At 69.2% G+C, this 24383-nt stretch carries 12 protein-coding genes and 1 pseudogene; 6 read left to right on the plus strand and 7 right to left on the minus strand.

Annotated elements, in window-relative coordinates; genetic code table 11:
• Nucleotides 1-462: 462 nt before the first annotated feature.
• From ACFV7R_RS30645 to ACFV7R_RS30655, 3 genes are read left to right on the plus strand one after another with little or no spacing between them, the layout of a single operon-like run.
• Entirely contained in the window at nt 463-2751 is a 2289-nt protein-coding gene (locus ACFV7R_RS30645; protein WP_385269439.1) for a beta-L-arabinofuranosidase domain-containing protein, read from the plus strand.
• Between the two features lie 43 nt (nt 2752-2794).
• A complete protein-coding gene (locus ACFV7R_RS30650) occupies nt 2795-6151 on the plus strand; it encodes a glycosylhydrolase-like jelly roll fold domain-containing protein (RefSeq protein WP_385269224.1) in 3357 nt (1118 codons plus the stop codon).
• 25 nt (nt 6152-6176) lie between these two features.
• Entirely contained in the window at nt 6177-9404 is a 3228-nt protein-coding gene (locus tag ACFV7R_RS30655; RefSeq protein WP_385269226.1) for a family 78 glycoside hydrolase catalytic domain, read from the plus strand.
• A gap of 344 nt (nt 9405-9748) precedes the next feature.
• Here ACFV7R_RS30655 and ACFV7R_RS30660 read toward each other — a convergent pair whose 3' ends face one another.
• The 5 genes from ACFV7R_RS30660 to ACFV7R_RS30680 all read right to left on the minus strand — a co-directional run bounded on the left by ACFV7R_RS30660 (nt 9749) and on the right by ACFV7R_RS30680 (nt 18706).
• Nucleotides 9749-12724: a glycoside hydrolase family 2 TIM barrel-domain containing protein gene (locus ACFV7R_RS30660; protein WP_385269228.1), complete on the minus strand. Its 2976-nt coding sequence runs from the start codon at nt 12722-12724 to the stop codon at nt 9749-9751.
• Between the two features lie 62 nt (nt 12725-12786).
• The gene (locus ACFV7R_RS30665) at nt 12787-15516 is read right to left on the minus strand and encodes an alpha-mannosidase (protein WP_385269230.1); all 2730 of its coding nucleotides are present in this window, start codon (nt 15514-15516) and stop codon (nt 12787-12789) included.
• Nucleotides 15517-15559: 43 nt separating this feature from the next.
• Nucleotides 15560-16417, minus strand: a complete 858-nt coding sequence (locus ACFV7R_RS30670; RefSeq protein WP_385269232.1) for a carbohydrate ABC transporter permease — start codon at nt 16415-16417, stop codon at nt 15560-15562.
• The gene (locus ACFV7R_RS30675; protein ID WP_385269234.1) at nt 16414-17364 is read right to left on the minus strand and encodes a carbohydrate ABC transporter permease; all 951 of its coding nucleotides are present in this window, start codon (nt 17362-17364) and stop codon (nt 16414-16416) included. The genes ACFV7R_RS30670 and ACFV7R_RS30675 overlap by 4 nt, the downstream gene beginning before the upstream one ends.
• Nucleotides 17365-17371: 7 nt before the next feature.
• Nucleotides 17372-18706, minus strand: coding sequence for an ABC transporter substrate-binding protein (locus tag ACFV7R_RS30680; RefSeq protein WP_385269236.1), 1335 nt, complete (start codon nt 18704-18706; stop codon nt 17372-17374).
• A 385-nt stretch (nt 18707-19091) separates the two neighbouring features.
• On the opposite strand from ACFV7R_RS30680, the gene ACFV7R_RS30685 reads away from it, so the two are divergent.
• On the plus strand, nt 19092-20093 hold the full coding sequence (locus ACFV7R_RS30685; protein WP_385269238.1) for a LacI family DNA-binding transcriptional regulator: 1002 nt from the start codon (nt 19092-19094) through the stop codon (nt 20091-20093).
• Nucleotides 20094-20599: 506 nt separating this feature from the next.
• On the opposite strand, the gene ACFV7R_RS30690 is transcribed toward ACFV7R_RS30685, so the two are convergent.
• Nucleotides 20600-21397, minus strand: coding sequence for a DUF4344 domain-containing metallopeptidase (locus ACFV7R_RS30690; RefSeq protein ID WP_385269240.1), 798 nt, complete (start codon nt 21395-21397; stop codon nt 20600-20602).
• Between the two features lie 701 nt (nt 21398-22098).
• Between ACFV7R_RS30690 and ACFV7R_RS30695 the strand changes: the two genes are divergently transcribed.
• The gene (locus tag ACFV7R_RS30695) at nt 22099-22329 is read left to right on the plus strand and encodes a hypothetical protein (protein ID WP_385269242.1); all 231 of its coding nucleotides are present in this window, start codon (nt 22099-22101) and stop codon (nt 22327-22329) included.
• A 44-nt stretch (nt 22330-22373) separates the two neighbouring features.
• On the opposite strand, the pseudogene ACFV7R_RS30700 reads toward ACFV7R_RS30695, so the two are convergent.
• Nucleotides 22374-23614: pseudogene (locus tag ACFV7R_RS30700) on the minus strand (RNA-guided endonuclease InsQ/TnpB family protein).
• Nucleotides 23615-23815: 201 nt separating this feature from the next.
• Between ACFV7R_RS30700 and ACFV7R_RS30705 the strand changes: the two are divergent.
• Nucleotides 23816-24349, plus strand: coding sequence for a hypothetical protein (locus ACFV7R_RS30705; RefSeq protein WP_385269244.1), 534 nt, complete (start codon nt 23816-23818; stop codon nt 24347-24349).
• Nucleotides 24350-24383 lie beyond the last annotated feature (34 nt).

Raw genomic sequence — 24383 nt, forward strand, 5'->3', positions numbered from 1 at the left:
CTGCGCACTCCCGGTTTGAACGATTCAAGAAATCTGACGGAAACATACGGGCGCGGATGCATCACGGCAAGGGGTTGGGCTCCTCCTCACGGATTTTCCGTTCAAGCAGGCCCCTTGACCGGGCTCACCGTGTGGCCCCAGAGTGACCGTCAGCTCTGCGAAACGTTTCAATCACGTTGCCCGAAGGAGCTCCATCTCGATGCCCCCAAATCCGCTGACGCGGCGTCACTTCATCGCGGGCACAGGTGCCGTCACCACAGCTGCCGCCCTGGGATCCGCAGGTACGGCCACCGCCGTCGGCGCCGCGCCGGCCCCCGCCGCACCCGCTGACACGAGACACACCTTCCGCCGCCCGATGCTGTCCCCGTTCCCGCTGAGCGCCATCACGCTCCTCGACAGCCCGTTTCGCGCCAACATGCGCCGCACCGCGCCTATCTGCTCGCCGTCGACCCCGACCGGCTGCTGCACACCTTCCGCACCAACGTCGGCCTGCCCTCCGCGGCCGAGCCCTGCGGCGGCTGGGAGTCGCCGACGGTGCTGCTGCGCGGCCACACCACGGGGCATCTGCTCTCCGGTCTGTCCATCGCCCACGCCAATACCGGCGACGAGGCCTACGCCGCCAAGGCCCGCCGGATCGTCGCCTCGCTCGCCGAGTGCCAGGCGGCCTCGCCCGCCGCCGGATACGGGCCCGGCTACCTCTCCGCCTTCCCCGAGCAGGTCTTCGACCAGCTGGAGGCCGGGGGCAAGCCCTGGGCGCCGTACTACACGATCCACAAGATCATGGCCGGGCTGCTCGACTGCCACCAACTCATCGGCAGTGCACAGGCGCTGAACGTGCTGCGCGCCATGGCCGCCTGGGCGGAGCGGCGCACTGCCGCGCTGCCGTACGCCACGATGCAGTCGGTGCTCAAGGTCGAGTTCGGCGGCATGAACGACGTGCTCGCACGGCTCCACCAGGTCACGGGAGACCCGGCCCCTCTGCGCACCGCACGCCGCTTCGACCACGAGGAGGTGTTCGGGCCGCTCGCGGCGGGTCGTGACGAGCTCGCCGGGCGGCACGCCAACACCGAGATCCCGAAGATCGTCGGCGCGGTCCACGAGTACGAGGCCACCGGCGACGAGCGCTACCTGCGGCTCGCCGAGTACTTCTGGCACACGGTCGTGCGCGACCACTCGTACGTCATCGGCGGCAACTCCGACCAGGAGTTCTTCGGCCCGCCCGGAGAGATCGTCAGCAGGCTCTCCGAGGACACCTGCGAGAACTGCAACAGCTACAACATGCTCAAGCTGGGCCGGCAGCTCTTCCTGCACGACCCGGGCACGGCCGCCTACATGGACCACTACGAGTGGACCCTGCTCAACCAGATGCTCGGCGAGCAGGACCCCGACTCCGCCCACGGCTACGTCACCTACTACACCGGGTTGTGGGCCGGTTCGCAGCGGCAGCCCAAAGGAGGCCTCGGCGCCGCGCCCGGCAGCTACAGCAGCGACTACGACAACTTCTCCTGCGACCACGGCACGGCGCTGGAGACCCAGACGAAGTTCGCCGACACCGTCTACGCGCACACGCGCGACGCCTTGTACGTCAACCTCTTCATCCCGTCCGAGGTCCGCTGGGACGAACGCGGCGTGACACTCCGTCAGGAGACTCGCTACCCGGACGCCGAGACCGTCCGTCTCACCGTCGTCCGGGGAGGCGGCCGCTTCGCGCTGAGGGTGCGCATCCCCGGCTGGCTCTCCGGGCGGGCGGCGATACGGGTGAACGGCCGCACGACGGACACCGGCGCCCGCCCGGGCCGCTACGCGGTCCTCGAACGGCACTGGCGCACCGGTGACACCGTCGAGCTCACGCTGCCGATGGAGCTGGTCCGCCGCCCCGCACCCGACAACCCGCGCGTCCAGGCGGTGACCTACGGGCCGGTGGTGCTGGCCGGGGCGTACGGAGAGGTCGAGTCGCCCACGATCCCCGCCCTCGACCCCGCATCGGTCCGCAAGGTCCGCGGGGAGCAGCTGGAGTTCACGGCCGTGGCCGAGGGAGCCGCGGTGCCGCTGCTGCCGTTCCACCGGGTGCACCACCAGCGCTACAACGTCTACTTCGCCGTGCCCCCGCGCCTGCGCCCACCGCGCGAGGTCGCCCGTTTCACCCTCGACGGCGACGGCGCCGACGCCACCGGGACGTTCCCGGCCGCGACCCTCGCCGGGGGCGCGCAGTGGACGCCGGACGGCGTCCGGCTCGACGGCGTCGACGGCCATGTCGCTCTGCCGCCGGGCCTGATCACCGGACTGACCGAGCTGACCGTCAGCGCGTGGGTGCGGATCGACACGCTCACCAACTCGGCCCGGGTCTTCGACCTCGGCTTCCACAAGAGCACGTACTTCTTCCTCACCCCGCGCACCGGCTCGGGCCGCGCCCGCGCTGCCCTGAAGATCTCCGGCATGGACGGCGAGGACGTCATCGACGCTCCGGGCCCCCTGCCGCAGGGCCGCTGGACCCACGTCGCCGTCACGCTCGCCGGCGGCCGCGTCGGGCGTACGGGCGGCGGCAGGGGAGCGCTGTACGTCGACGGGGCCGAGGCCGGCCGGAACGACGCGCTCGTGATGAGCCCGCTGCTGCTCGGCGCCACCACCCGGAACCACCTGGGGCGTTCGCAGAACGCCACGCACCCGTACCTGCACGGCGCGGTCCGCGACTTTCGGGTCCTCAACCGCGCCCTGTCCCCGGCGGAGATCGGCGCCCTGGCCCGCCCCTGAATCCGTCTCCCCCTTTTCCTGCCGCTGAGGAGCGAGTCCTCCCATGCCCATGTCCCTTCCCCCGCCCGAATCCGAGCTGTCCAGACGGAACTTCGTCGTCGCCGCCGGAGTGGCCGCCGCCGCGATCGGCGGCGCGCTCCCGGCACCCGCCCTGGCCGCCCCCGCCGCCGGGTCCGCCGGCTTCAGCTCCGCCGCCTTCGCCGACCCCCGCCGCGACTCCCGCCCCACCGTCTACTGGTACTGGAACGGCCCCGTCACCCACGAGCTCGTCGACACCCAACTCGCCGACCTGCGCGCCAAGGGGATGTACGAGGTCGTCCTCTTCCCTTACGACAACGCCGACATGAAGCCCGTCTTCTTCAGCGAGGAGTGGTTCGACGTCGTCGGCCACGTGCTGGCGGAGGCCGAACGCACCGGCATGCGGGTGTGGATCTTCAACGACAACCACTTCCCCAGCGGACGGGCCGCCTACCTCGTCGCCCAGGGCGGCACCGTCGGCTCCCGCACCTACGCCCCGCGCCCCGAGCTGCGGCTGAAGGGCCTGTGGCGGTCCACGGCCGTCGTCGAGGGACCGGCACGCGTCGACCTGCGGCAGACCACGGGCGTCGCGGTCGCCTCCGGCCGGCTCGTCGCCGACGCGGCCGTGCTCGCCGGGGCCGCCGTGCTGCGCGGGGGAGAGGAGTGGACGGATTACGACGTCATCGGTAACGCCAAGACGGAGACCGGGTCCGTGGGACTCGTCGTGAGGGCGTCCGTATCGGGCGACGACGGTTACGCGGTGGAGTTCGACCAGACCGGTGTCGTCACCATCTCCCGGCTGACGGGCGGCAGTTCGCAGCAGCTCGCCAGGAGCAGCCGCACCGACGGTTTCAACCGCACCAAGTTCCACACCCTCGCCGTCACCGCCCGCGGTGCCACGCTCTCCGTCACCCTCGACGGCAAGGACAAGGGCACCGTCACCGACGACGCGTACCCGCGCGGCGGTGTCGGCGTCCGGGCCGTCGACGGGCAGCGCGCCCTGTGGGAGGACCTGACCGTCACGGCCGCCGACGGCAGCCCCCGCTACGCCACGGCCTTCGACGACCCGGCATCGGCCGGTGACTTCCACACCCGTACGATCCCGGCGGCCGCCGCCGCACCGGTCGCCGCGGCCGCGCGTCCCGCCGGCCTCGCCGACGCCGCCGCACTCGTCGAGCTCACCGGCGACCTGGCGGCCGGGCGGGCCTGGCAGGTGCCCGAGGGTCGCTGGCAGATCGACCTCTTCGGCGGCGCCACGCTCATCGACGACACCCAGGGCTACACGCGCGCCTACCTCGACCTGCTCGACGACGAACCGGTCGAGCTGATGCTCGACATGGTCCCCGGCGAGTACCACCGCCGCTTCGGCCGCTACTTCGGCACCGTCGTGCCCGGCTTCTGGGACGACGAGCCGTTCATCGCCTCCGCCGGGCCGCACCCCTTCAAGCGGCTGCCCTGGTCGCCCACGCTCGCCGCCGCCCTGCACGAGGTCGGCGCCGAGCCCGGCAAGGCCTACGCGAGCAGCTTCGACGACCTCGGCACGGCAGGGCAGATCCTGCGTGGCCGCTACTGGCGGGCCGTGTCCAACCGCTTCTCCCGGTACTTCGAGAAGCAGGCCCACTGGTACGCCGACCGGCGCGTCCGGCTGATCACCAATCCGCTCTACGACGAGACGGGCCCCGCCAAGCGCATCCTCTCCACCGGTGATCTGCACAAGGCCAACCAGTGGGCGCAGATCCCCGGCGGCGACGTCATCACCGGCGAGTACGTGGCGGGGGAGCCCACCATGGACCCGCGCAACCCGGCGTCGGTGGCCCACCAGACCGGCCGCGAGCGGGTGGTGATCGAGGCCTTCGGCAACATGGGCTGGCAGGTGGCACCCGAGTTCGTGCACGCGCTGCTCGGCGCGTTCGCGACCCGCGGCTGCAACCTCACCGTGCTGCACGCGCTGTGGACCGACGAGGCCAAGGTCTACTTCCCGCCGCCGTTCGGCCCCCGGGCCCCCTGGTGGTGGGCGATGCGCCCGATCGCCGACTGGATCGGCCGCGTCATGGAGCTCGCCCGTGGCACCTCGGCCGCCCGCGGCGCCCTGCTCCAACCGCAGCGCGCCGCCGAGCAGCTGACCGGCACCCAACGGCAGGGCGAGGTCGACGACGCCTTCGCCGCGGCGGCCTACGCCCTGGAGAGCGCCCAGGTCGACTTCGACCTCCTCCACGAGGGAGCGCTCGCCGGCGATCCCGAACTGCTGCTCCACGCCCGCCTCCACGACGACCGGCTGGCCGTCGGCCGGGCCCGCTACGACCTGGTGGTGCTGCCCGAGACCCCCGTCCTGGAGGCGGAAGCCGTCCGCGCCCTGGTCCGTTTCGCCCGCGCCGGAGGCACCGTGGTGGCCGTCGGCGCGCTGCCGGAGCGGGAGGCGGACGGCCGTGACGACGACCTGCGGCGCGCCCTGGACGACCTGTTCGGACACCGTCGCGCCCTCCGCGTGCCGACCGCCGGTGAACTCGGCGCGGTCACCCGGGAGTTCGCTGCGGCACGCCTGGAGCCGGCGGCGCCCGCCGTGCGCGTTCTGCGCACCACGCGCGGCGGCGACATCGCCTTCCTGTTCAACAACGAGAGCGCCACACCCGTCGACACCTGGGCCACGCTGCCGGCCCGCGGCACCCCGGAGTGGTGGGACCCGGAGGAGGCAACGGCCGTGCCCGCGCCCGTGTACCGCGCGCAACGGGGCGGCGTGGCCGTGCCGTTGAAGCTCGGGCCGTACCGGACCGTGGGCGTCGTCTTCCGCCACCCGGCCCCGGAGCCCCCGCACCTCACCGACGCCGGAAGCCTGCCCGTCACCTCCGTCACCGCCCGCCGGGGTGCACTGCGCGTCGAGGCCCTGGCCGAGAACCCCGGCAGCCACACCCTCACCGGCACCGACGGCCGGCGCACCTACCGCGCCACCGTCCGCGTCACCGACCCGCTGGAGCCGATCCCGCTCGACGGCGACTGGACCCTCACCCTCCACCAGGACGGTGCCCAGCCCGTCGTACGCCCGCTCGGCAGCTGGAGCGACATCGCCCGGCTCTTCTCCGGCAGCGCCACCTACACCAAGGCGATCGCCCTCGACGCGGCAGCCCTCGAGAGCCGCCGCCTCCACCTCGACCTCGGCACCGTCCGCGAGGTCGCCCAGGTCACGGTCAACGGCACGGCCCTGCCGCCCGCCCTGTGGACCCCCTACGTCGTCGACGTCACCGACGCGCTGCGCCCCGGGACCAACCACATCGCCGTGCGCGTCTCCAACACCCTCTCCAACGAACGCAACAAGCCCCTGCCCTCCGGACTGCTCGGCCCGGTGTTCCTGCGCCCGCGCCGCCCCGTCACCGCCGACCTGCACTGACCCGCAATCCCGTATGGAGACCGGTATGAGTCCACTCGCCAGACCTGCGCTGATCCTTGCCACCGGGCTGACCGCGCTGGTCACCGTCGTGCCGTCGGCCCTGCCCGCCTCCGCCTCACAGGGCGGCAGCGCCCGGGCCACCGCACTGCGCACCCAGCACCTGCGCAGCGCCCTCGGCATCGACGACACCACCCCCGACCTGACCTGGCAGCCGGCCGGCCGCGGCCGGAACGTCCTCCAGAGCGCCTACCGCGTCCAGGCCGCCACCAGCAGGGAAAAGCTGGAACAGGGACACCCCGACCTGTGGGACTCCGGAAAGGTCCGCTCCGCCGAGCCGCACGCCGTCTACGCGGGCAGGGCACTGGGCTCGCGCGACCGGGTCCACTGGCGCGTCCAGCTGTGGTCCGGAACCCGCGTCTCGCAGTGGAGCGACATCGCCGTCTTCGAGACGGGCCTGACCCGCGCCCAGGACTGGTCCGCGCAGTGGATCACCCACAACGCGTGGCGGCTGAGCGAGCACCAGCTCGAACCCGTCGTCGTCACCCTGCCGAGGACGACCGCCCGTCACGTCCGGCTCGACGTCACCGAGCTGGGCCTGCCGCTCGACGGAGCCTGGCGCCTGCAGCTCGGCGAGATCGAGATCCGCGACTCGGCCGCACCGGACGTGAACCACGCGAAGGGCGCCGCCGTCACCGCCTCCGAGACCGAGACCGTGCGCAAGATCTGGGAGCCCGCGCTCGTCGTCGACGGGCTCACCAACAGCGCCCTCGACCGGGCCGCCGGCTACACGAGCCCGAAGCACACCGGCCCCGACGTGTCCTCGTCCCCGGTCACGCTCACCCTCGATCTCAAGGCGACCAAGTCCTTCGACCAGGTCCTGCTCTACCCGCGCGCCGACGTTCTCACCGGGGACGGCCGGGTGCCCCACTTCCCCGTCGACTACACGGTGTCCACATCCGGCGCGGCCGAGGGGCCATGGACCAGGGCGGCGGAGATCACCGGACAGCAGGCGCCCAAGCCCTATCTGCCGTCCGGCCTCCCCCTCTTCACCAAGGACTTCACCCTCCCCAAGGGCACCCGCAGCGCCCGCCTCTACACGGCGGGGCTCGGCATCCACGAGGCACGCATCAACGGCAAGCCCGTCGGGGACGCCGTCCTCGAGCCCGCCAACACCGATTTCCGCGACCGCGTGCAGTACGCCACGTACGACGTCACCGAGCGGCTGCGGCGCGGCGGCAACACCCTCGCCGTCGCGCTCGGCAACGGCATCTCCAACGTGGTGAGCACCGCCGATCGCTACCGCAAGCTGTACGGCAACATCAGCGATCCCAAGCTCGTCGCCCAGCTGGAGATCACCCTCGACGACGGCACCGTCCGCCGCATCACCAGCGGCACGGACTGGCGCACCACCCTCGGCCCGACGACCTCGTCCAACTGGTACGGCGGCGAGGACTACGACGCCCGCCGGGAGATTCCCGGCTGGGACAAGCCCGGACGCGACCGCTCCGCCTGGCCTTCGGCCGTCGCCCTCGGACGCCCCGGCACTGCGGAGGAACCGGCCGTCCTCAGCGCCCGCGAGACCGAACCGGTCCGGGTGATGGAGACCCTGGACGGCACCGAGGTGGCGGGCGCCGAGGGCAGCCGCGTCTTCGACCTCGGCCGCAACATCGCCGGCTGGCCGGAGATCACCGTCACCGCCCCCGCGGGCACCACCGTGCGCATCCTGCCCGCCGAGAGCCTGAAGGACGGCCACGCCTTCCAGTCCATCAGCAACGTCGGCGCGCCCCTGTGGGACAGCTACACCGCCAAGGGCGGGGGCCGTGCGGAGACCTGGCACCCGGCCTTCAGCTACCACGGCTTCCGCTACCTGGAACTGCAGGGCCTCCCGGCCGGCGCCACCGTCTCCGTACGCGGCAAGGTCCTGCACACCGACAACGCCTCCGCCGGCAGCTTCACCAGCTCCAACAAGCTGATCAACGGCATCCACGGGCTCGTCCGCCGCGCCGTGCAGGGCAACATGATGAGCGTCCTCACCGACTGCCCCAGCCGCGAGAAGCTCGGCTGGCTGGAGCAGAACCAGCTCGTCTTCCCCACTCTCGCCGCCAACTACGACATGCGGGCGTACCTGAGGAAGATCGTCCGCGACATGGCCGACGCGCAGACACCCGAGGGCCTGATCCCGAGCACCGTCCCCGACTACGTCGAACTCGCCGGCGGGTACCGCAACGACGCCAACTGGGGAGGCGCCTTCGTCCTCGTGCCCTGGCAGCTGTACACCACCTACGGCGACGAGGAGACGCTGCGCACCTATTACCCGCGGATGAAGCAGTACGTGACCTTCCTGGAGCAGAAGGTCTCCGGCGGCATCCTCGACTACGGTCTCGGCGACTGGATCACCCCCGACCGCACCTTCCCGCGCGCGGTGGCGGGCACGTACGGCTACTGGCGCGTCGTCGACGGCCTCAGCCGGATCGCTCAGGTGCTCGGTGAGGACGCCGACGCCGCGCTCTACCGGCAGAAGGCGGACACCAGTGCCAAGGCGCTGTCGGACCGGTACTACGACCCGGCCACCGGCACCTTCGGCGGCGGAGGCCACGGCGCGCAGGCGCTCGCCCTCGACATGGGAGCCGTGCCCGAAGGCGAACGGGCCCGGCTGCTCGACCACTTCACGCAGTCGGTCGTGGCCGCGGACCACCATCTGATCCTCGGCGAGATCTCGCTGCCCGCGGCGATCCGCGTGCTGTCCGAGGCGGGCCGCGACGACATCGTGTACCGGATCGCCACGCAGACGACCAGCCCCAGCTACGGCTACCAGGTCCTCGCCGGCAACACCACACTGGGCGAGACCTGGGACGGCGGCCCGGGCCAGTCGCAGAACCACTTCATGCTCGGCGCGATCGACGCCTGGTTCACCGGCCGTCTCGCCGGGATCCAGCAGCGTCCGGGCTCCGTCGGCTACCGCGAACTGCTCATCGCCCCGGCGGTGGTGGGCGATCTGACCTCGGCGGCCGGCTCGTACACCACACCCTACGGAACGGTCCGCACGAAGTGGTCGCGTGAGGGCTCCGCCTTCCGCCTGGAGACCACGGTCCCGGCCGGGACGACCGCCGAGATACGCGTACCGGTCAGCTCCGGCACGGTCCGCGCCGACGGCGATGCGCGTCTGCTGCGTACGGAGAACGGAACGGCCGTGTACGAAGTCGGTTCCGGTACGGGGACGTTCGTCTCGACGTTCGCGCCGGACGGAAGCTGAACCCACCAGCCACTTCTACGTCGGCAGGACCTCCCAGGGAGCCCGCGAGGCGCTCTACCCGTACGGCCGTCTCCAGCCCGTACGGCGCCCTCTTGGCCGGAAGCCCGCAGGAAGCCATCGAAAAGATCCTCACGGAACACGAACTCCAGGGCACTGACCGTTTCATGGGCCAGATCGACTTCGGCGGCGTGCCCGCCGCCATGGTCAACGACTCCATCGAACTCCTCGCCACCGAAGTCGCCCCCCGCCATCCGCAAGGAGACCCGCGGGCGGTGAACGGCATGCGACGACGGCGCCCGCCTCCTCCACGGATATCCCCGGGACCGTGTACGCCTGCCGCGGCACTAGCCTGCTGCCATGCGAAGCCTGATCGTGCGAGATTCAGGGCGAAGCGCGAACTCGGGCCACACATCCGGTCCACAGGCCCGTGAGCCAAGCCCGTGCTGGGCCGCATCGATGATCAGGTGACTCGTCGTGGCATCAGGAAGCTCAAAGGGGTGTCCGGCTTGTGCGATCTGCTGGGGGGTGTGGCGGCTGAGCGTGAAGCCGGGGCGGCGTCCGTGCGTGTCGGGGATGGCCACGATGTGCAGCACCTTGATGTTGCCACTCGTCAGCGTCAGCCGGCGCAGTTGAGAGCGGTGCCCCGTCTCCTGGGGGCGCGCGTAGTCGACCGAGAGGTCCCCGATGGGGGAGGAGAAACGGCCCGTGCGTGCCGCACGGAGGCTGTCGGGGTAGGACTCGAGGGGTCCCAGGCCGAACCACTCGGCGCCGTCGACGGGAGCCGTCCCGTCGGGAAGGTCGAAACGGACCCCGATCCGGGGCCACACTGTCCGCCAGCCGCTCGAAGGCTCGATCTCCACGCGCAGTTCCAGTTCGTCGTCCACGAGTGACCACACGGACTCCACCATCACCGACAGGGCGGAGTCGGCCGCGGAGACTTTGTCGGTGGTGCGGAGGGCTTCCGCGGCGCGCTCCACCGATATGCGTCGCGTGGTCAGCCGGTGGAGACCGTCGCGACGCCACAGGTCGGCGTTGGACACCCCGGCGATGCTGGCGTCGCTCTCCTCGACTCCGTCGGACGGGCTTTCGTCGTTGTCGGTCGGCGCACGGAACAATTCCAGCCGCGGACCCGTCACAGCCCGGTCGGCGAGGCGCACGAGGGATCCGTTGGCGAACTCGGCGATCCCGAGCGTCAGCGTTCCCTCGTCCGGGTGCCAACCGGTCCGGAGCCGGACAGCAGGAACGGGACGACGTATGGAACGGTCCAGTTGGGCAGTTGCGATCACATGCCCTGCGGGTGCCCAACGGGTTCCAGCGGCCAGCACCGCGTCGATCGTGAGCCATGTTTCGGCGTCCGGGGACACCGGGATCTGGGGCAGCGGGACCCACCACGACCCGCCCGCCGTGACGACGGGGACCTCCAAGTCCCCGGAATCCACGGGTGTTCCGTCGTGCTCGACGCGCCAGCGGAAGCGCAGGTCGGATGTATCGGCCGAGTGCCGCAGGTTCGTGATCGCGACTGTGTCACCGTCGAAGACGAAACGGACCGGCTGTACAACTGCCTTGTACTCGTGGAGGCTGGGCGTCGGGACGTCGTTGCTCAACAGCATGCCGTCCATCACGAAGTTGCCGTCGTGCACGACCTCTCCGAAGTCGCCGCCGTAGGCGTAGTACGGCGTCCCGTCCGGGGCCGTGGTCAGGATGCCGTGATCGCGCCACTCCCAGACGAAGCCGCCGTGCAGCCGCGGATACTGATGTACCAGCGCCTCGTACTGGTCGAGCGCTCCTGGCCCGTTGCCCATCGCGTGGGCGTACTCGCAGAGCAGGAACGGCTTGGTGCGTTGCCGGGTGCTTTGTGCGGGAGTGCAGTTCATCAGTGCCGAGCGTGCGCCGTCGGTGCCGATCTGCTCGGTCTCCGGCACCGACGCGTACATGCGCGAGTAGATGTCGGTGTACTCGCCGGTGTAGTCACCTTCGTAGTGCACGGGGCGTCCGGCGTCGCGGGCATGAACCCACGCCGACATGGCGGCGAGGTTGCTGCCGGTTCCCGCTTCGTTGCCGAGCGACCAGATGACGATGCTGGGATGGTTCTTGTCGCGTTCGACGGTGCGCTGGATGCGGTCCAGATATGCCGCGCGCCACGCCGGGTCGTCGCTCGGATTGCCGGCCCAGCCGACCTTGTCGAAGCCGTGCGTCTCGAGATCGCATTCGAGGACGACCCAGAATCCGAGTTCGTCGGCGAGTTCGAGCAGTCGGGGATGCGGTGGGTAGTGGCTGGTGCGGATCGCGTTCACGTTGAACCGCTTCATACGGGCCAGGTCCTCGCGGGCGTGCTTCTCGTCGAAGACGCGGCCGCGCCGGGGATGGGTCTCGTGGCGGTTCACCCCGTAGAACACCACGCGACGGCCGTTGACCAGGAACCGGTCGCCGCGGATCTCGACCGTGCGGAAACCCACACGCAGGGCGATGCTCTCTGCGGCCGTTGACACGGTGGCGTCGTACAGGCGCGGCTGCTCGGCCGACCAGGGCTCCACGCCGGCGACGTCGAGGGGGGCCACGTCGGCCGCCGTCGCCCAGACCTGCTCGATGCCGAGTTCGGCGATGCGCAGGGTGACGGGGAACGCCGCCGCATCGGCGGTGACCTCCGGGTCGATGCGCCCGTGCCCGTCGTCGAAACCAGTGCGCAGCCAGACGTCCTCAATGCCTCCGGTCGGCCGGGCCATCAGAGTGACGTCGCGGAAGATGCCTGGCAGCCACCACTGGTCCTGGTCTTCGACGTAACTTGCCGCCGACCACTGGTGCACCCGCACAGCGACGACGTTGTCGCCCGGGCGCACCACGGACGTGACGTCGAATTCGTGGGCGAGCCGGCTGCCACTGGCGCTGCCGATCTCGACGCCGTTCACCCACACCTTGAACAGCGACTCGACACCGTCGAACCGCAGAACGACACGGTCGGCATCGGACCAGTCGATGGGCATGTCGAAGTGACGGCGGTAGTCGCCAGTGGGGTTCTCGTCCGGGACGTGCGGCGGGTCGATCGGGAACGGGAACTGAATGTTGGTGTAGATCGGTCGGCCATAGGTTCCATCGCCCTGGAGCACCCAGTGGGAGGGCACGGGGATGCTGTCCCAGCCGTGGTCGTCGAAGCCTTCGGTCGCAAAGCCCTCCGCCACCGACGCCGTGGGCGACAGACGAAAACGCCAAAGCCCGTTCAGCGAACGAGAAGGGGCGTCGGAGTGCAGCCACGAGCGAGCCGGGCGCAGCGCGCCACGCCCTGGTGTGGTGTCCGAAACATACGCGGAGAGCTCGGAGGACAAGAGGTCACAACTTTCGTGGTAGCAAAATGGGAAGCTCGATCTGTGCGTGGGGTTGTTGGTGGCTACCGGAGCACGACAGTTCGGATCTCCCATGGACCGAGGACGAGTTCGAGCCGGTCCCGCACCGGCGTCAGGGAGAGCGGCCGGCCGAGCAGGTCGACCGTGGTGGCCTCGGTGAACGTGCCGGTCACGCAGACGGTCGACGCGGTGTCGCTCATCGCGGCCAACCGGACCTCGGTGCCGACCCCGCGATCGCTGTCGGTGACGCGGCGGATGCTCGAGACGAGGACGTCATTGCCGTCGACCCGCACACCACTCGCGTCGGGGGGCAGGTGGCCTGTGGTGGGCGCGGTCCCGCGGGCGACGAGTACGTCGTTGCGGAACTCCTCGGCGAGAGCGATCGCGTTCGCACCCTGCCAGCCGGCCGCCGAGGGCACCACGGCGAAACGGTTCTCGATCCGCATGCCGAGATCCTGCGCCCCCGGTGCAGGGAGCTCGCTCGCCGCGGGCTCGTCGCGGAGGGGATGGATGTTGACGCTGATCGAGCCGATCGCGCGCAGCAGGGTGATGGCGAGTGCGGAGCCGTCGTCGACGAGTTCGTACTCACTGGAGTGGTCGAGCAGGACGTTGGCGGCGCCGGCCGACACGAACGAACTCGCGGGAAAGGTCGGGATCGGGTACTCACCCCAGCCGCCTTCGGCGGTGAGCCCACGCTCGGTCACGGCGAACTGCCCAGCGGACGCGGACTTGGCCACCGGCTCGGGCAGCGGCAGATGGAAGCGCAGCCGGTGATCGGCGCATTGGTTCAGGAACGACGTGGAGACCCGGACGAACGGCTCGCCCGCGTGCACTTCCACCAGCATCTCCACCGGCGTAGGCACGGTCCGGCCGCAGCGCAGATCACGGTCGGAGGAGAGCGCGGCGGGCCACTCGTAGACGCGGGTGACACGCAACCGGGCACGCAGCGGGCCGCTCTCGAGGAAGTCAACGGTGACCCGGATCGGCTCCGACACGAGCACGTCCAGAGCCGGGGGAGCGTAGTTGTAGCTGTCGCCGCGGTCACCGCCGTCGACGAGACGGCCGACTCCATACAGGACGGTGCCGTCGGCCCCGGTCACGTCCAGGGTCCCGTCGGCGGCGACCGCGACCTCGACCAGCCCGTTCGAGAGCGCGTCGGCCGTCGCCGTCGCGGGTGCGAACTGCATCGCCGGGGCGGCGTTCCGGTCGGTCGCTTCGACCCGGAAACTCGTCAGCCCGCAGGCGGGGACGTGCACGGGCACCAGCGCGGTGGCCCGGGCCTCCGCCAGCGTCCGCACCTGCCACTCACCCGGATGCGCGGCGGCCGCGGCAGCGACCTCGCGGCGCAGGATCAGCAGGTCGAACGGTCCACTGGCCGGCACCTCGGCGAGATGGAAGACGAGTGAGCCCGCGGTGAGTTCGTAGTGGTCGATCAGAAGGCCGAACAGCTCGCGGCGGTGGATACGGCGCAGCACCCGTTCGAGTTGCGAGGCGTCCATGCGCTCGTCGCTGAGCACGGTCGGGGCCTGGGAGATCAGCTGCACGGGATGCACCGATCCGTCGGCGGCGGTCGCGACCAGCGTGGTTCCCTCCGCCGGGGCCACCACATCCACCTCGACCAGCGCTGTACGCGCCGACGGCAGCGGGTTGGCGACCAGGTAGCCGTCGCTCGGCACCGAGGCGGCGGGCTCGGCGAGGGCCGCGTCCCGAACGGCCCGTGCGGCCTGCGCGGCTTCGGCGAGCCGCGCCTCGACCTGGTCGCAGGTCTCGTCGGTGCCCGAGCCGACCACCGAATCATGCGCGGTCGACTCGATGATCTTGTGCCATGCCAGCGAGAGGAACGGCGAGTCATCGCGCCGGGACCACAAGGCGTTCACCCGCTCGGCGTGGTCGATGGTGCGCTCGGCGACGGCCATCCGCTGCTTGAGCCCGAGCCGTACGGACAGCACGCCCGGGAGGATGTTGCCGCGCACATGGCTGCGCAGCTCACCGGTGACGACGGTGTCCACGTCGTCATGTACGTGCTTGCGGATGTACTCGTCGAGCGTCGCGATGGTGATGGGGCGCTCCTCGCTGGACGCGCGACGCAGCCAGGCCGCCAGCTGCGGGTCGGGCGCGTTGTGGTCGGTGCCCGCCATGGCCAGCACCGGATCGCCACCCCACCGCTCGGCCGTCATCCGGGCGTACTCGCCGAGCGCGCGGCCGATCTGGTCGGGCACCAGCAGGACGTCGAGGCCGTTGTCGTAGCCGTCGAAGAGGAACTCGGTACGCACTTCGGAGCCGTCGGGGGCGCGCCAGCGGAAGGCGTGACCGCCGACGGAGCCGGGCACCCCGCGCCACAGCGCCGCATGCTCGATCCCGGCGCGCGCCAAGATCTGCGGCATCTGCGCGATGTGGCCGAACATGTCCGGCAGATACCCGATGGACATCGCACCGCCGAGGCCCTCCGCAGCCGCCCATCCCATCTGGAGATTGCGCACGATGGTCTCACCGGAGCAGAGAAACTCATCGAGCAGGATCAGCCATGGCCCGATGGCGAGCCGGCCCTCGTTGACCAGGGCCACGACACGGTCGCGGTTCTCCGGCCGCATCTCCAGGTAGTCCTCGATCGCGGCCATCTGTCCGTCGACGGTGAACCGGAAGTCCGGGTTCGCCTCGGCCGTCTCCAGCACGGTGTCGAGGGCGGCGACGAGCCGGTGCCGGAACACCTGGAAAGGCTCGTACCACTCCCGGTCCCAGTGGAAATGGGGCACGAAGACGGCGGAGTCGGGCATGGTGATACGGACCTTCTGTGCTGGTCGGGGGCAGGGTGGGCGGTCACTTGAGGGATCCGGCGGCGAGGCCGGAGCGCCAGAACCGCTGGAGGAGGATGAACACGATGATCACGGGCACGATCGACACCAGCGAGCCGGTGATCACGGACTGCTGCAGGAGCGGGGCACGGGCGGTCTGACCGTTCCACTGGTACAGGCCAAGCGTGATGGGGAAGAGCGACTCCTTCTGCAGCATCACCATCGGCAGGAAGAAGTTGTTCCAGATGGCGACGAATTGGAACAGGAAGATCGTCACCAGCGCCGGCGTCATCAGCTTGAACGCCACCGAGAAGAATGTGCGGAACTCACCCGCGCCGTCCAGGCGCGCCGATTCGATGAGCTCCTGGGGGACGGCGGCGTTGGCGAAGATGCGCGCGAGATAGACGCCGAACGGGCTGACGATGCTGGGCAGGAACACCGCGAGGTAGGTGTTGACGAGCCCGGTTGCCGAGAAGAGGAGGAACAGCGGGAGCGCGAGCGCGGTGGTGGGAACGAGGACGCCGCCCAGGATGACCGAGAACAGGAACTCGCGGCCCCGGAAGCGGAACTTGGCGAGCGCGTAGCCGCACAACGCGGAGATCAGGGTTCCCACGGCCGCGCCCAGCACCGCGTAGATGACGGTGTTGACGGCCCACCGGCCGAAGATGCCGTCGCTGCGGGTGAACAGGACGCGCAGATTCTCGAACAGGTTGAAGTGCGAGAACGCCAACCCGTTGGTGGAGGCGAGGTCGCCCTGCGGTTTCGTCGCCGCGATGATCAGGAAGTAGACCGGCAGCAGGAAGTAGATCGCCAGAAGGGACATCAAAGCCATGACGGCCGTGCGGCTGACGCGGCTTTCGCGGGTCACGGGTTGGTTGCTCATAGCCCGGCCTTCTTCGAGGTCAGTCGCATGAAGCCGAAGCTCAGGACGAAGGTGATGACGGCGATGACCACGGAGATCGCCGCGGCCTGCTGGTAGTTGTTCCCGGAGGCCACCGCATAGGCGAGCATGTTCGGTGTGAACGTGCTCGAGATGTTGGAGGAGATCTGGCGCAGCACGGCCGGCTCGGCATAGAGCTGCAGCGTGCCGATGATCGAGAACACCGTGGTGAGGACGATGGACGGGGCGATGATCGGGACCTTGATCCGCCATGCGATCGTCCAGTTGCTCGCACCGTCGATCTTGGCGGCCTCGTAGAGCTCCTGCGGAATCGACTGCAGGGCCGAGTACATGATCAGCATGTTGTAGCCGGTCCACAGCCACGTGGAGACGTTCGCCGCCGACCACAACACGGCACCAGGGCCGAGGAAGTCGGGCTCCAGGCCGATGCCCTGCAAAAGGTCGACAACCGGGCTGAGCTGCGGCGAGTAGAGATACGACCACATGATCGCGGCGATGACACCGGGCACGGCGTACGGCATGAACGCCGTGATGCGGAAGAACGACTTGAGCCTCAGCAGGGGAGTGTCCAGCAGCAGCGCCATGACCAGCGCGACGAACAGCATGACCGGCACCTGCACGATGCCGAACAGCCCGATGCGCCCGATGCTGGCCCAGAACTCGCTGTTCTGGAACACCTCCACGTACTGCTCGAAACCGCCGAAGGTCGTGTACGACGTCCCGTACTGGCCGCCGGTACGGCGCACGACGCGGAAACTCTGCCAGAGCGCGTAGCCGACCGGCACCAGGTAGAACAGCACGAAGGGGAGGAAGAAAGGGGTCAGGAACGCGGCGACGGTGCCCGCCCGGGGGCCGCCGCCGTTGGAACGACGGTGGCGGCCGACGGACGACTCCACCACGCGGGTCGCGCGGGTTGCAATGTCGGTCATGCTGCGGTCACTTGCCCGCCGCGGCCGGAATCGCCTGGTCCTTCATCGACTTCAGCGCTGCCGCCTGGGCGGCCGCGAGCGCATCGGTGAGCGTGCCGTCACCGGCGGCCGCCTTGGCCATCGCGTCCTGCAGCGCCAGGTTCACCGTCTTCTGCGTGGGACCCCAGGCGAACCTGGTGTCGACCTTCTTGGACGATGCGGCGAAGACGTCGAAGATCTTCTCGTTGTTGTAGTACGGCACGCCTTTGGAGAGCGCGGGAAGCTGCAGGCCGGCGTTGGCCGCCGGGTAGAGGCCGCCCAGCTCGTTCTCCAGCGCGAGTGCCTCCGGGTCGGTGTTCAGCCAGGTGTTGAACTTGACCGACTCGTACAGGTGCTTGCTGCCCCTCATGAACGCGACGGTCGATCCGCCCCAGTTGCCGGACGCGCCGTTCGCGCCCCACGTCGGCATCGGGACGATCGTCCACTTGCCGGCCTGCCGGGGCAGGTTGTCCCGGAACATGCTGTAGCCCCAGGCGGCGCCGACGTAGCTGGCGATCTGGTCCTTCTGGTACGCGGCGTACATCTGCGTCGAACCGTGCGCGAGGTCGGTGCGCACGAGCTTGTCGGAGATCAGTTTCTGCCAGTACTCCGTGACCTGCTTGCTCTGGTCCGACTCGACGGTGACGTGCCACTTGTCGTCGGAGTAGCTGTACATCTCGGCGTTGTTCTGCCAGAGGAGCCCGTTGAACCACTCGGCGTTGTTCGGGTCGAAGTACGTGATGGTGAGGTCGGAGTCCGCCTTGTGCAGCTTCTTCGCAGCCGCCGCGTACTCATCCCAGGTCTTGGGGACCGCGACGCCGTACTTCTTGAAGATGTCGCTGCGCACATAGAGGGCCATGGGGCCGGTGTCCTGCGGGAGGGCGAACACACCGGTGTCACCGAAGCTGGTCTGTGACCAGGTCCACGGAACGAACTTCGACTTGGTGGCGGTGGCTGCCGAGCAGGCAGAGGCGTCCACGAAGGCGTCCTGGGTGCGCAGGTTGGGGAGCTGGTCGTAGCCGACCTGAGCGAGGTCCGGCGCCTTCCCGGCCTTGAGGGCGTTGCCGATGATGCCGTACTGGTCGTTGGAGATGTTCTTCGTCTCAACCTGAATGTTCGGATTCTTCTTGTTCCACAGGTCGACGACCTTCTCCATGCCCGGAACGGTGTTCCAGTACTGGAGGGTGACTTTCCCCTTCGCGGGCTCGCAGGAGGCTGCGGATGCCTTACCGGCCGGAGCGGGCGACGAGCACCCGGCGAGTATGGCGATGCCGGCTGCCGCGGCGACGATGGCGAGGCGAGTGCGCGTGACTGTGCTGCTCATATTTTCCGATCCAGAGAACGCCTAGCGACGATGCTGGGCGGGTCGACGTTGACACCTGAGGCGGATGCCTTCTGGTTGGAATGAGGAGCCGTGAGCGGTAACGTGAGCGCTCACGGGAGCGGTAACGGGCTTGTTGCGAAGCGATTGGGAGTGTGCGCTTCGGTGTGGTCGAGTGTCAAGGCTCTTGAGTCACACGGGAGTCCAGCGGTGAGGCGGCCTCAGGCAATGCGTCGCCACCTCATTGGAAAGCGGCAGCGCATCCACGGACCGTCGCCTGGTGCAAGGCCGAGATCGTCAAGGGCCCGCAAACGGCCGCAACTTCAGCCCGGGGCATACTCGGTGTCCCTGCGACGCGGACGCGTCGACAACTACGCGGAGGTGAGTGATGGCGTCGTCGGGGACCGGACCCCGCAAGGTGACCATCGACGATGTGGCCCGGACCGCCGGAGTGTCCCGACAAACAGTGTCACGGGCGCTCAACGACAAGGACGAGATCGGTGTCGCCACCAAGCAGCGCGTCCTCGACGCCGCTCTCGCGCTGGGATACCGGCCGAGCCGGTTCGCCAGGGGGCTCGTCCGGCAGGACACGATCAGCGTCGGGCTCGTGATCCCCGATCTGCTCAACCCGTTCTTCACCGAGGTTGCCGCTGCCGCCTTGGACGCGGCGCGGGCGCGTGGCTGGCACGTTGTGGTGTATGACACCGGTGACCGCATCGAGGAGGAGCGGGGCACGCTCGAGGTGATCGCCTCTCAGGTCGATGCTGTAGTGGGGTACCTGAGCCAGCCGGAGGACGAGATCGCCCAACTGACCCGAGGGCTCCCAGTGGTGCTCATCGACCGGGAGCACCGCGCCGAGCGGTTCAGCTCGATCAGGATCGACGGCGAGGAAGGGGTCCACGCCGCGATCAGCTATCTGGTCGAGTCGGGGCATCGGCGCATCGGCATGCTCGATCACGCAGGCCGGTCCGAGCCGAGTATCCGCCACGACTGGTTCACCGGCGCGATGTCCGCCTGCGGACTGGACGCCGGATCGGTGAGCCGTGCAGAGCAGAGCGTTGAGGGGGGCGAGAACGCACTGAAAGAGCTCCTCACCAGTCACCCTGACGTGACCGCCGTGTTCACGTTCAACGACATCATCGCCATTGGAGCGTTGCGCGCCGCGCGCCGGCTCGGACGGCAGCTTCCCCAAGACCTTGCCGTGATCGGCTTCGACGGCCTCCGGCTCGGAGCGCTCGTCGAGCCTCCGCTGTCCACCGTGGCCCTGGACACGCGTGGGCTCGGTGCGCTCGCCGTCGAACAGGCCGCGCTGCTGCTGACCGGAAGCAGACCGCTCAGCCGCGACGAACTGGTGGTGAGGGCAGAATTGCGACTGCGCGAATCTGCATGAGCGAGGCCCCCGACGACGACGAGGCGAAGGTTCTCGCTTCGTCGCTGATCAAGCCCTTCTGACCTTGTGCGCGGCGCCGGAGCTGCAGTCGCCGGCCGACCTGAGGAGCACTCCGCCGGCCTCCGCGGGCGGGCCGGACGTGCGTGAGTACGGAGCCGGTTCGACAAGAAGATGACCGTGGTCCTCTGATCACGCTGGGGTGCTGATCGCGCCGACCGCGTTCGGGCAGACGATCCTGGACGTCGTCACCCAGCCCGTGGAGGGCCTGTCGCGGGCCGGCCAATGACCCCGGCCCTACCCGCCGACGTGGGTACCCAGCTATGCCGCACGAACCTGGGTCCTGGGTCCGGCGTTTTCCCAGGTGGACCCACGCCGCGCACGGGGCTCGGTCCTCGGGCGTGTTGCGAAAGTGGATCTCGATCGGTGATGTGATGATCATGTGTTGTGGTGCGTGGAGATCTGACGGATGCGCAGTGGGTCCGGCTTGAGCCTCTGCTGCCCAAGGCTCATTGCCCGCTGCGGATCTTGTCGAGCTTCTCCGCGAAGGCCTTCGTCTCCGCGATCAGATGGTCGCGTGCGTTCTCCTGCGTCTTGTCGCCCTGGCCCTTGAATGCCCCGCTGAAATGCGGCTGGAGTTGGGTCCACCAGCCGTAGTCCAGCATCGCCCATGCCTGCGGACACAGTGGGGCGCGGGTTTTCGGCAGGTAACCCGCCCCGACCAGCGGCTCGTAGAACCTCTTCGGGTCGTTCCCCTCGAGGTAGCAAAGGAAGTTGAAGACCCGTTGCTGGGTGACGGGGTGATCGCTCGAGAGCCCTTCCAGCGTCAGCTTGCCCTCCTCGCGGGCGAGCTCGTCGAAAAGGATCGCGGCTGCCAACGACGGACCCGGTCCCACCTCGTTGACGGTGTAGAACGACGCGAACCCGTCAGCGGCGTCCTCCTCAAGGCCGAGGTTCGGAAGCAGAAGCTGACGCTGCAGAGCATGGCCCATCTCGTGACCGAAGATGAACTGGGTCGACAGCGCAGTCAGGTCGTCGTCGTTGTAGCTGGCCCGGGGGAACAGGGCGGGACGCTCGACGGTCTTGACCACGTTGCTGAGGACCCCTTGGATCTGGGTCAGGAACGGCGGGGGCACAAAGATCGTCCTGCCGTCGGGCTGGGTGACCGCATCCGTAACCCCCGGTGGGACCTTGTCGGTGACTTTCACGACCAGGTCATGCGGGAGGGCGATCGACTTGTTTACCCAGTCGGCGACCTGCTCGAGCACGCGGGACTTCCGGATCACCGCTACGGCCTGCCGGTCCACGGGCTTGATCGTGTTGTCCTCGTAGACGACCGTGACCTTGCCGTTCGCGTCGTCACCCTTGTCGCTGTCGCCGTCACACGAGGCGACTGCGAAGCCGGCGACGAGCAGTGCCCCCGCGAAAGCAGTCCTCAACTTGGCCGAGTACCCACCACTGCTCAGCACCCTGGTCAGCTCTCTTCCTTGGTCGAGGCGTTGGGGCCGAGCGCTTGCATTTTCGTGGTCTCCGGAGCCACTCCCCGATGCCGGAGGGGACTCGAACGTAGCGAGGCGGACGGCCAGCGGTATCGCAGGTTCGAGTCCTGCCTCCGGCAGGATGCCGGAGGCAGGACTCGAACCTGACACGCGGATTATGGTCGACGGACCCAGTGTCCACAATGACCGTTTGAAGTGGTTTCGCGCCATGGGGTGTGTTGCAAAGGGGATCTTGGCCGGTGATGATCACACGTTGTGATGCGTGGAGATCTGACAGATGCACAGTGGGTCCGGCTTGAGCCTCTGCTGCCCAAAGGGAGAAGCCGGGGCGACCTCCGAGCTGGTCTAGACGGCAGCTGATCGACGGCATACGGTGGCGGACCCGGACCGGGACGCCGTGGCGGGATGTCCCGGAAGGGTACGGGTCTTGGGGCTGGGTCTACCTGCAGCCGAAGGCCGAGGGTGGGTGGGAGAACAAGGTCACGGTCCGTTCCACCCGCGCCGCCTGCATGTACGAGCCGGGAACCTGGATCACGAGGGTCTCCCCGACACCGCTGCTGATGGTGGTCGCTGTCAACGACACGGTCACCGTCACCGACCTGGCACTCGCCGCCTACGAACGGGCGCTCGAACCCAAGCGGCTGCAGTTGCTCCCGGGCGGCCACTTCGACCCGTACATCACCCAGTTCGGCCAGTCGAGCGCCGCCGCCCTCTCCTGGTTCCGTGAACACCTCACATGACAGGCCAGCGCGCTACAGAAGGCGCACCGGTCAACTACCCATCGCTAAAGCGATGGGCTTGCACAACGGGCGTCACTGGCGGTGACGCTGCGTTTGCGTCCAGTCCCACCGCCACGCTGACGTGGTGGTGGGACAGGGGCGGTTGACTGCGCCCCGCTTCGCCACAACTCTTCCGCGCGAGCGCGGATGTTGCGGGAGCCGTTCCGGTCCGCGTGCGCAACGACGCCGCAGGACCGGCATGCGAACCAGGCCTGCGAGACCCGGTTCGCCCGGTCGATGTGGCCGCACTCGGCGCAGGTGCGGGAGGTGTACGCCGGATCGACGTACACCACCGGTACCCCCGCCCGGCGGGCCTTGTACGCGATGAACGCCCCCAGCTGCGCGAACGACCAGCTGGAGTGGGTGGCCCGTTGGGGCTTGCGAAGCCGTACCCGTTCGCGGATGCCCGTGAGGTCTTCCAGGGCGATTCCGCGTCCGGTGCGTTCTGCCTCGGCCACCACATGCTTCGCGATCTTGTGGTTGATGTCCCGCGCCCGCCGCGCCTCCTTGCGCCTGCGCTTCTTCAGCCGGCGCCGGGCGGACGGGGTGTTCTTCTTCTGCAGCTTGGTGCGCAGCGTGCGTTCCCGCAGCCGTCCCCGGTTGAGCTCGCGCCCGGCCATGGTCTGACCGTCCGAGGTGGTGGCGATGTTCACGATGCCCAGGTCGATGCCCAGGAACCCGTCCGGATCGGCGTTCTGCTCGGCTTCGGGGATCTCGCAGGTGGCCTGCAGCAACCACATGCCGTCCCGATAGAGCAGGTCGGACTCGCCCCGGCGGTACAGGGCCAGGGTGGCAGCTGCTCGGGGGCGGCGGTGAACGCCACGTCCCTGACCCGGCCCTGCACGGTCCAGATGGAGATCCGGCGTTCGGTGATCTGCCAGGACAGCATCCGGTCGTCGTAGGGCTGCGCCCCGTCCGGCCGGAAGGCGATCGGCTTCTCGGTGGCCCTGCGGTACCGCTTCGAGCCGGGTTTCCCGAGGTTCCCGGCCCTCAGGTTGGCTTTCAGCGTCGCGTAGGCATCGCAGGTCTTCTTGATCACATGCTGGGCGGCCTGCGCCCCCAGGTTCCACCGCGCCTTCACCTCGTCATAGGTGAGCCTGCGCAGCGCGAAGTTGTTCTTCACATCATTTTCGAAGGCCACGCTACTGACCCAGGTGGCCGCCTCGTTGCAGGCGTGCAGGGTCGCCCCAAGTGCCGCCGCCTGCACGGGCGTCGGCAGCAGCTTCACCTGCACCACCAGCTTCACACCCGCGACGCTACCCCGCACTCGGCGGCCCCCGCATTCGAACACGGAAAGCCGGCCATCCGCCCAGGCCGCTCCCCGCGCTCCGCGCCGGATAGCCACCGCGGTGCTCCGCACCGCTCACCTCAGGATGCGATTCCTCCCGGGCGTGAACGCCCGGGGTTCCTCGCAAGGATCCCGCTGAAGAGACAAAGAGACAAAGAGATGACGAGGCAAGGACCACGCCCCGCCCGGCCCACGCCATCGACGACGACGGCGCAGCGACGACGCGCGGCCCGGCCCAGAAGAAAGATCTGGCCCATCCGGCCCAAGCAGCCGCTCCACTCCGGGCCCGACGGCAAGGGCGGAGGGATCAAGAGAATCCCGGCCTTCGACGGCTTCATCGACTTCCCGACCCATCCCGGAGAAGAGATTCCCGGGTCGATCCCGTGGTGGGTCGTGGCCGACGACCTCCTCGGCGACCTGTTCAACACCCCAGGCCTCAGAGAAGGCGAAACAAGCCTGGACGACAGGATCGCCGGAGTCCGCGAAAGGCTCACCCGCCTGGTGAACGGCGACGAGGCCGGCGTACAGGGCACCTCGGACCTGCTCGTCGACCTGAACATCGACGCGGCCACGGCCCGTACCCTCAACAGTGCACTGGACCTGAGCAACCCGTCCGCCCTCACTGAGTTCGTCGCGGAATTCACTCGGGCCGCGGCCGGCAGGGCCAACACCACCAGGCTCCTGGGCGCCTGACTCCCCGCAGCCTCATCAATGTGCCGCCCCCCAG

It is taken from the genome of Streptomyces sp. NPDC059866 (assembly GCF_042731325.1).
Lineage (GTDB): Bacteria > Actinomycetota > Actinomycetes > Streptomycetales > Streptomycetaceae > Streptomyces > Streptomyces flavusporus.